The 7,952-nt window shown below is 51.7% G+C and carries 8 protein-coding genes and 1 pseudogene; 5 read left to right on the top strand and 4 right to left on the bottom strand.

Annotated elements, in window-relative coordinates:
• A partial coding sequence (locus tag HZR81_RS22775) for an RNaseH domain-containing protein (RefSeq protein ID WP_500129335.1) occupies positions 1-995 on the top strand: 995 nt, incomplete at its 5' end.
• Positions 996-1,671: 676 nt separating this feature from the next.
• Here the strand turns inward: HZR81_RS22775 and HZR81_RS22770 are convergent.
• Positions 1,672-2,346, bottom strand: a complete 675-nt coding sequence (locus tag HZR81_RS22770) for a 3'-5' exonuclease (RefSeq protein ID WP_500129334.1) — start codon at positions 2,344-2,346, stop codon at positions 1,672-1,674.
• Between the two features lie 993 nt (positions 2,347-3,339).
• On the opposite strand from HZR81_RS22770, the gene HZR81_RS22765 reads away from it, so the two are divergent.
• Entirely contained in the window at positions 3,340-3,777 is a 438-nt protein-coding gene (locus HZR81_RS22765) for an antitoxin Xre/MbcA/ParS toxin-binding domain-containing protein (protein ID WP_312479082.1), read from the top strand.
• 72 nt (positions 3,778-3,849) lie between these two features.
• Here the strand turns inward: HZR81_RS22765 and HZR81_RS22760 are convergent, their stop codons facing one another.
• The 3 genes and pseudogenes from HZR81_RS22760 to HZR81_RS22750 form a co-directional block, all read right to left on the bottom strand.
• Entirely contained in the window at positions 3,850-4,224 is a 375-nt protein-coding gene (locus HZR81_RS22760; protein WP_500129333.1) for a hypothetical protein, read from the bottom strand.
• On the bottom strand, positions 4,221-4,715 hold the full coding sequence (locus HZR81_RS22755; RefSeq protein WP_500129332.1) for a metallophosphoesterase family protein: 495 nt from the start codon (positions 4,713-4,715) through the stop codon (positions 4,221-4,223). Before HZR81_RS22755 ends, HZR81_RS22760 begins: the two co-directional genes overlap by 4 nt.
• Positions 4,716-5,300: 585 nt before the next feature.
• Positions 5,301-5,683: pseudogene (locus HZR81_RS22750) on the bottom strand (DUF6957 family protein).
• 895 nt (positions 5,684-6,578) lie between these two features.
• Between HZR81_RS22750 and HZR81_RS22745 the strand changes: the two are divergent.
• Genes HZR81_RS22745 through HZR81_RS22735 form a run of 3 tightly spaced genes read left to right on the top strand, consistent with a single transcriptional unit; the run spans position 6,579 to position 7,884 of the window.
• The gene (locus HZR81_RS22745) at positions 6,579-6,839 is read left to right on the top strand and encodes a type II toxin-antitoxin system Phd/YefM family antitoxin (RefSeq protein WP_102846533.1); all 261 of its coding nucleotides are present in this window, start codon (positions 6,579-6,581) and stop codon (positions 6,837-6,839) included.
• Positions 6,836-7,225 carry a type II toxin-antitoxin system VapC family toxin gene (locus HZR81_RS22740; RefSeq protein ID WP_102846534.1) on the top strand — a complete coding sequence of 130 codons (390 nt, stop codon included), beginning with the start codon at positions 6,836-6,838 and terminating at the stop codon, positions 7,223-7,225. Before HZR81_RS22745 ends, HZR81_RS22740 begins: the two co-directional genes overlap by 4 nt.
• 41 nt (positions 7,226-7,266) lie before the next feature.
• Complete coding sequence (locus tag HZR81_RS22735; RefSeq protein WP_125853252.1) at positions 7,267-7,884, top strand: HAD family hydrolase; 618 nt, start codon at positions 7,267-7,269, stop codon at positions 7,882-7,884.
• The last annotated feature ends 68 nt before the right edge of the window (positions 7,885-7,952 follow it).

Below are 7,952 nucleotides of genomic sequence, written 5' to 3'. Positions count from 1 at the left end.
GAAGGGTACTGGCAAAGCACGGCATCGCGACCCAGTTCATCATGCATATCGACCCTGATGCACAAGCTAAGAGGCGGAAGACCAAAGCGGATGATCGTGATTTCAAAGCTACCAACTCGATCATCGAAGCGATTCGACTAAGCGGGCACCTCCCCGTTCCGACGCCCAAAGTAAAATCGATGCCGGCGAGCACAACGGTGCTGTCGATTTTGCTGGATAGAATTCAGGATAAAGGCCCGGCCATCTATCTGCCGGTTATCACCCGGACGGTGTTGGGCGGGAATAAACCAGAGGTTTTCTGGTTCGAATCTTGCTTGGACTCCAATGGCAAATGGTTCAGCTACGGCGAGGGCTTGGCCGCCATCCACGGGACGGACACTCTGCTCAAGCCTGACCAATTGAAGACATTGGTCACCCAATCCTTGCTGGACTGCAAGATCAATTCGAACGACTCGTTGATCGTCTGCCTCGATGCCAATCTAAGAACCTTCTATGGAGCATTGAAAGATGGCCCCGGGGAGGGTCTTCCTCCCGTCCCATCAGATGCCGCTGTCGTCCGCATTCGAGCCGATCACCAGGTAGCACAGATCAGCGGCAACCACACCTTGTCTCCCAACTCGGCTCACTACATCGGGACGAAGGTGGGAGCTTTTCAATCTTGCGAGAGCGCCTCGGTATTTTATTTCGTGTCACCGTCTAAGCAGTACGGCAGCGTTCGCTCACAGCGCGAGAACACAAGATACGACGTATCAGAACGAGACCTGCGAGATCCATGGCAGCAGTTGGGCGTAACAGAAATCACGATCATAACGCCCGGGGCATTTAGCACTGCGACAGTGATCGCTGAACAGGTCGCCTTGCTGTGCAGGAACCCTTCACTGTGGGACGGCTACCTGCGTCTGCCTGGGCCCATGCACTTGGGCAAACAAGTAGCGGCAGACCATCCAATTTTGGAAATGCGACGCAAGTCTGAAGCGAACCGGTATGGAAATTAGGGAATCTAATGTGTGGAGGCACTGAAGCCGGTCAAATAGTCACTTGTTAGCACTCGGTCTTAAGTTGTGCTCCATATGCACTGGATTTTGGTTCATATTGACCAGACGAACCCTAGTCTGCCATTCAAATGTCTCCAATCTGCTCACATATAACCACACGCAAACTAAGAGATAGGTCACTGGGAACGTAGCAGAGGGAGGACTTCATCTCATCTGAGCGGCGAAGGGTGTGCCTTATGGCGCATCGTGTTTCCATGGAAACACCCAGTCATAGCTGCAACTGGTCCCCGTGGAGCGGCTTCTTGCAGCTACCCATGTTTCCATGGAAACAAGCATTGCATAGTCACAACTCGCTCCATGAAAGCCGCTACTTGCAGCTACCCCGTGTTTCCATGGAAACAGCCATTCACAGTCCCAACACTTTTCCGCGGAACCCGCCACTCGAAGCTACCCTGTGTTTCCATGGAAACAACCATCCACAGTCACAACACGTTTCCCTAGAAACAGTTACTCACAGCTACCCTGTTTCCATGGAAACAACCATTCGCAGTCACAACACGTTTCCGTGGAAACCACCACTCGCATCTGCACCGTTCTGCATGGAAACACCCTTTGATAGACACAATCCGTTTCCATGGAACAGCTGTTACTGCACCATCGTCGCCCTTCGCAATGATCAGTCCATTCCGTGACGCCCGTGTCGCTGGGCGTCACTACTTAGCAGCAGCTGTGTTAACCGTGCCAGATTGCGCGCATCGTCGATGGCCCTGTGATGCTTGCCCTCCCAGGAAAGGCCTATGCTTTCCACGGCACACTTCAGCCCTAGCGCACGGCAAGCGAAAATCTTCCAAAAGCATTTCTTTAGATTGATATGACGCGCCGGATCGAGCAATACATCTATCCCTGCTCTGATAGCGTCCTCCTTCAGCTGATTTCGGTCGTAATCTCCCCAAGAGCACCAGCGCCAGCCTTCTGTATCCCGCGGCGCCAGCCAGTCACCAAGCTGATCTTGTACCTCCGCGAAACGCTCCGCAGTGTCGACGTCAGATTGAGATATGCCGGTCAGCCCCGTGCAAAACTCAGTTAGCTTGGGGCGAAGCAGCGGCCGGACAAACTGTCCGAAATGATCGACAATCCTGTACTCCAACTGAACATCCAACAGCGCGATACCAATTTCAATTGTCTCCATCTCATGGCGCTGGACTTCCAACACATGGGCGTTCCGGGCCGCCTCGTCTAGGCCGGCTGGGTAGTCATCGCAGGTCGCTTCCAGATCCACGCAAAGTAACCAGCGACTTTCTCCAAGTTGTTGACGAAGGGCATCAAGCTGCCCCCAACGCTTTACCTGCATGACACCCACCCCTCTTCATAAGCCATTGCATCGCGCACACGTAATCTGTGCTCATTTCATAGTCACTAATCGTTCCTGTGGAAGGCACCACTCGCGGCCATAACAAACCGGGAAAGCGCCTATCGCGCTTACTTTCCGAATTTCAAGAACCTAATCACCAGCATCGCCTGTTTAAAGCTCCTAAGCATCAACATAAACAACATCATTTGACAGCTTCCAGCATAGCCAACCACATACGCACTAAAAAAAGTCGCTTTTTGTCAATAAGCATAAATGAGAAATATTGCTAAGCATCAGCTAAAGAATAATAATTACAGTTCAACAAGCCCCTCAATGTAAGCGCATTTTAAAAGGACTGGAAAATGAGCCAAAATACAGACTCTCGAATCTACAAAATCGCCAACATCGTCCATTACATTATTCATTTCGGAGCGGTGCTATTGGCTACGCTCTATATCTTGCAGGATTACTCGATATCAATATCCATTGATACTGGAACTGATGCCTCACACAGTAACCCAGGCGTTGGCAAGCAGTCGATTACCGACAGATGCGTAAATCATTGTGGCTGCTCTTTACCAAGCACAAGTCAATAGACAGATCCGCATACAATGCATCCGCGCTAAGCGCTGTAATACAGCCCCGCCGATCAAAGTTACAGAGTAACCGGTAGCCTTGCGATGCAACACACCTGCCTACGTACAGCCAAGCAAAAGCCCTTGGCCGGCGGAACGAGCCATTTTTAAAATGACCATGAAGGTATCTATCTTTAGAAATGCGATAACTTGCGAACTCTAAAGTACGTCTTACAAAGGGTTACTCAGATGAAATAGGAGCGCGGTTGGTTTTGAGCACGATGAACCAATGTCCACTTCGGCGACACCACGTAAAGGAACTAGGCCTTACCCTTCCTCTATTAAGCAGCCCTCTGGCCTTGGCATATTGCACTATATTTAATATGCTCAGGACGCCGAACTAAAGAAGGAAAGCAGAATGGATAATGAGCAGATTCACGAAATAATTAGGCAGCTTTTAAAAGAACTACCCCCTGCCAGCGTTTCCTCGGAAGATATCAAGCTGCTAACGCTCGCAAGAGGGGTAGTGCCTGCTGCTTTGCTTGAGGCGTCAAGCGATCTCCTTTGCAAGCATGGAATCATAGTTGATCGCCTCGGCGATGGCCCAATTGTCGCTAACAGGAAACAACTTCGCTTTGTCCTTGCACAATTCGCTGCTGTCGAGATGTTTGAAGGAAACATCAAGGCGTCCCGTGATTGGATGAGACAGCCCGCAGCCGGGCTCGCAAATAGTAGACCAATTGACCTGCTACAAACGGTGGAAGGCTATAAATCGGTGTTAGATTTAATAAAAATCAGAGCACGGCATTTTCCCGTAAAAAACTCACTAACAAGTGCCATTAGTGATAGCTTTTAGCTCATCCTGGCCATATGAACCGCGGACCTCGATTTATAAAAATGACGCGAGAACCATCCCACTACGCACGGCTCACTGAATTCTTGCAGGGGTCGCGTGCAAGCCTTTTGCCCTTTGCTCCAGCAGCACATCCAGCGACTGGCGCCCACTGCCTTCCATGAAAGTCACAATTACGTACAGGCTTCCCGTGGCGGTATACAGCGCCCAAAACCCACCCTGTTCATGAGCTGCCAGTACGTCGGAGGTGCGAACCCGGTGACCGTCCTGGAACCTCCCATACACATCCGCTCGCACGTGACGATGAACCACGCCTACACAACAGCCTGCCACTAAATAGGCGTCCGTTAGGTACGCCGTAACTTCCCTGCCGAAAGAGGTGCCCATCGCTCGCGCCAAAGCTTCTGCCACATCGCGCGTTTGTTCGACAATCCGCTTAGTTGAGCTCATACCATCAGCACCAAATTCGGAATAAAACCCGTTTCTTCAGATGGATAACCACGCGGGTTGCATACCACCCTTGTTCCGCGAATTTCGTAATCCACAGCAGAATGTGAATGGCCATGGAGCCAGAGCGCAACGCGCTCCCCACCCATAAGATATTCACAGTCATTGACGTAAGCTGCATCGAGCAATGTTCCCGCATCGGGACTATCTATCAGCGAGCGAAGCGATGGCGCGTGATGAGTGATCACCACCGTTTTTCCATCGAACGGCTCGTCTAGTTTCGAGCGCAGCCAGGAACGCGCTTTAACTGATTCCTGCACCAAATCGTTCGGTACGATCCGCCGGAACGACTCGGTGCGGATGTACCGAAAATCGTTCATGCACGAACGCGCATACAAACCGGCCTGATAGGCGTTGCCGGCGGCCGCATAGTCCGTCCACATTGTGCATCCAAGAAAGCGAACCCCTTCAATCTCAGCTTCATGCATATTCATGACCTGTACACGACCGTCCCGAGCGGCGGAACGCATCGTCACCAATGTGTGGGTCAGGTGGCCGGAGTAGAACTCGTGATTACCTGGTGCACGTAGAGAACCGTTCCGCTAAAGCTATCCAAAGCCCATCGAACGCCACGGGCTTTAGTATGGATGTCACCCGCTAGAACCACGACATCAGCGTCCGTAGCAGCCGGCACGTAAGAGCTCACTTCAAGATGCAAATCTGAAAGGAGATGAATATGCATAACGAGACTCGGTTGTGGACGAGAGAAATATCAAGAACTCCGCTATTCGGCTTGGATACTCGGCTAGCTGTCGGCCCAATAGTCATCGCGAGCGATACGCCCAAACTCATGGTCGTCATCTTGCGGTGCGTCATCAAACAAGTGATGTACGCGTCGCTCCTGCCTGAAATACGACAAAGCCATGAAGAAGCAGGACTCACACAGTCGGACGCGGTAACGCTCACCGTCATGACGCGCGCCGTACCCCCAACTCGCTTGTAGCGCGCCGAATTGCTCGCCGTAACCAGGTACCCGAGTGGAGGTACCACAAACGTCGCAATGCACATCGTTATCACGATTAGCTAGAACTGCCATGTCCACCCTCCGCCATACCGAGCCGCCTACCATAAGATACTGAAGACAGTAGAGAGCTCAGCGCTCTTGCGAACGCCCGGCCCAACAGCACATATCGCGTATTGCGCGTTCTAAAAATGCACTCGTCAGCGAACTCAACAAGTTGCGTCGTCCGCACCCAGTCACCCGCTTCGAAACGGCGAGCGCTGTCATACAACACGTGGCCTGCATACACCATCACGGGCTGTGACCGGATGCTTGTAACGTTTCTCCTATCGATTCAGGAACGATCAGATCAATCCAAACCCAATCACGCACAGCACAAAATGGCATGGCATCAAACAAAGCAGCCGCAGCACCCCGCGCGCACGCCTCCTCCAACGGCATTTCGATGCCAGGCATTACCTCACCCGGAGCATACAATAAATTGGATATCTTCTTTAAATCGTCCATACCCTCTTCCTTAATTTAACTGCCAACATATCAATAGGTATAATTTAGGCGATACTTCTCTGCCCCGGCGAACCTGCCCCAAGGATTAACAACATGCGTTCCAATTACTTTCCGTTCTGACTATCGCCTATTTATAGCTTGACGGTCGAATAGGCGGCTTACAACTATGAACTTAAATAGAGCTTGCGACGACCAGTATAGAATCCACATCAGTCATAACTATTAAAACCACGACACTTCCTTATCTTTTCAATGCAGGGGTAACGACCTACTCGCTCAGCTATAGAACAATTTAACATCTCAAGACGAGGAGATAATCTAATCCTCAACACTGTACGTCAAGCACTTTTAGAAAACTAAAAGGCAACCATCGACCATCGGTATATCTGATACGTATATATTGACAAGATCGCGTTACTTATCGACCCGAACAGTACGATAACAACTACCAATCGGACGTAGGTCTTGGGCACTATGAATAACCAATTGTGATAGAGCCCTCTCGTCGCGGTCGATGCGATGCTGACCCAACCGGCCCGGAGTCGCCCTTTCGAATTTTAAAATTGCTCACAAGCATGGGTTGTTTCGAAAAGCGAGGCGCGTCTGTGACGCGGAAGGGAACAGGCGCGATTCCCTCGTTATCTACGGCGGCGCCACGAATTAATTGGAATTATGGCTCAGCAATAATTATGGCTTGTTCATAATTTCTGATAACCGCAACGTTACGGACAAACTGCGAGCCATAACAGCTCGCAGCTGACGACGACAGTTGCCCCCTCGCCCCAGCGGGGATAGACTAAGCAGCTTAGCTAACCTGAGGTAGCAGGCGATGAAATCTGAAAGCGATCTCGGCACTTCGCCTAAAACGGTCAACATCCACGATGCCAAAACTCACCTGTCCCAGCTCATCCTCGAGGCGAGCCAAGGCAACCCGTTCATAATCGCCAAGGCTGGCAAGCCTATGGTCCGTGTTGTCGCAGTTGATCATGAAGCCAAACCGCGATTGGGCATGCTTAGCGGTGCCTTTGCGGTACCAGACGATATCGATGCGCCTTTTCGAGACGAAATCGAAGCGATGTTTGGCGTATGAAGCTGCTGCTGGACACTCACATCCTACTCTGGGCCTGCGCGGCCCCATCATCTCTCCCACGAGAGGCTGTGGAGATGATCGAGGATCGCGCCAATGAGCTGTTCTTCAGTGCCGCTAGCATCTGGGAAATCGGCATTAAAAACGCAATGGGCAAAGCCAGCTTTCAGTTCGATCCAGGAGTGCTAAGAAGGGCTCTTCTGGACGGCGACTACACGGAACTGACCATGACCAGCCAACACGCCATTGCGGCCGCGGCCTTGCCTCTTCTTCACAGTGACCCATTTGACCGGATGCTCATCGGACAAGCAGCTACGGAAGGCTTCATCCTCGTAACCAGTGATCACGCTATAGCGAAGTACTCAGGGCCAATCAAACACGTCGGTTGAATGCGCCGGCCTACGAATACCCTGTCGTAACGGGATGAGTAATGACCATACAAGCCGTTATTTTTGATGCTTTCGGGACACTGATGAAGATCCAAGATGGGTCGCATCCCTACCGGCAATTGATGAAGATCGGAAAGGCGCATGGTCGGCGCTCCCGTCCGGACGACGCGTCTGTCCTGATGAAATCTCCGATTACTTTGACGCAAGCCGCAGCGCATTTAGGGATTACTGCAAGCCCTGAACAATTGAGCGCTCTGGAAACTGTCCTGGCGGATGAGATTGCAGCAGTTGAGGCATATCCGGACGGACTCGAAGCAGTGAAACTGCTCCAAGAACAAGGCATTCGAATCGGTGTTTGCTCGAACCTGGCTTTCCCGTACCGGCAAGCTGTCCTGCGTTGTTACCCCACGCTAGACGCGTATGCATTTAGCTGTGACTTAGGCGTAATGAAGCCGGAACCCGCTATCTACAGTTGGGTTTGCGATCAGCTTGGGGCATCCCCAACCGCATCATGGATGGTCGGTGACTCCCAACGTTGCGACCGAGATGGGCCAACGGCAGTAGGCATCCGAGGCTTTTTTGTCGACCGAACCAGCAACAACGGTGACTGCCCTGAGCTGGTTACCTTCGCCCATAAGGTACTGGCGACCACGCCTTGAGCGAACGCTGTCAGCCCCATCCTTTTTCGCGCCGCTTCGCAGCTCGCGATTGAAACCTAGAATCAGGC

The sequence above is a fragment of the Pseudomonas sp. LM13 genome, assembly GCF_041381355.1.
GTDB classification, from domain to species: Bacteria; Pseudomonadota; Gammaproteobacteria; order Pseudomonadales; family Pseudomonadaceae; genus Stutzerimonas; species Stutzerimonas frequens.
This window is presented reverse-complemented; position numbering and strand designations above follow the sequence as displayed.

What these genes read in the sequence shown, in the direction of transcription:
- HZR81_RS22740 (WP_102846534.1), top strand. Translation starts at nt 6,836, where the DNA reads ATGAAGCTGCTGCTGGACACTCACATCCTACTCTGGGCCTGCGCGGCC.
- HZR81_RS22735 (WP_125853252.1), top strand. Translation starts at nt 7,267, where the DNA reads ATGACCATACAAGCCGTTATTTTTGATGCTTTCGGGACACTGATGAAG.
- HZR81_RS22755 (WP_500129332.1), bottom strand. Translation starts at nt 4,715, where the DNA reads ATGAATATGCATGAAGCTGAGATTGAAGGGGTTCGCTTTCTTGGATGC.
- HZR81_RS22745 (WP_102846533.1), top strand. Translation starts at nt 6,579, where the DNA reads ATGAAATCTGAAAGCGATCTCGGCACTTCGCCTAAAACGGTCAACATC.
- HZR81_RS22765 (WP_312479082.1), top strand. Translation starts at nt 3,340, where the DNA reads ATGGATAATGAGCAGATTCACGAAATAATTAGGCAGCTTTTAAAAGAA.
- HZR81_RS22770 (WP_500129334.1), bottom strand. Translation starts at nt 2,346, where the DNA reads ATGCAGGTAAAGCGTTGGGGGCAGCTTGATGCCCTTCGTCAACAACTT.
- HZR81_RS22760 (WP_500129333.1), bottom strand. Translation starts at nt 4,224, where the DNA reads ATGAGCTCAACTAAGCGGATTGTCGAACAAACGCGCGATGTGGCAGAA.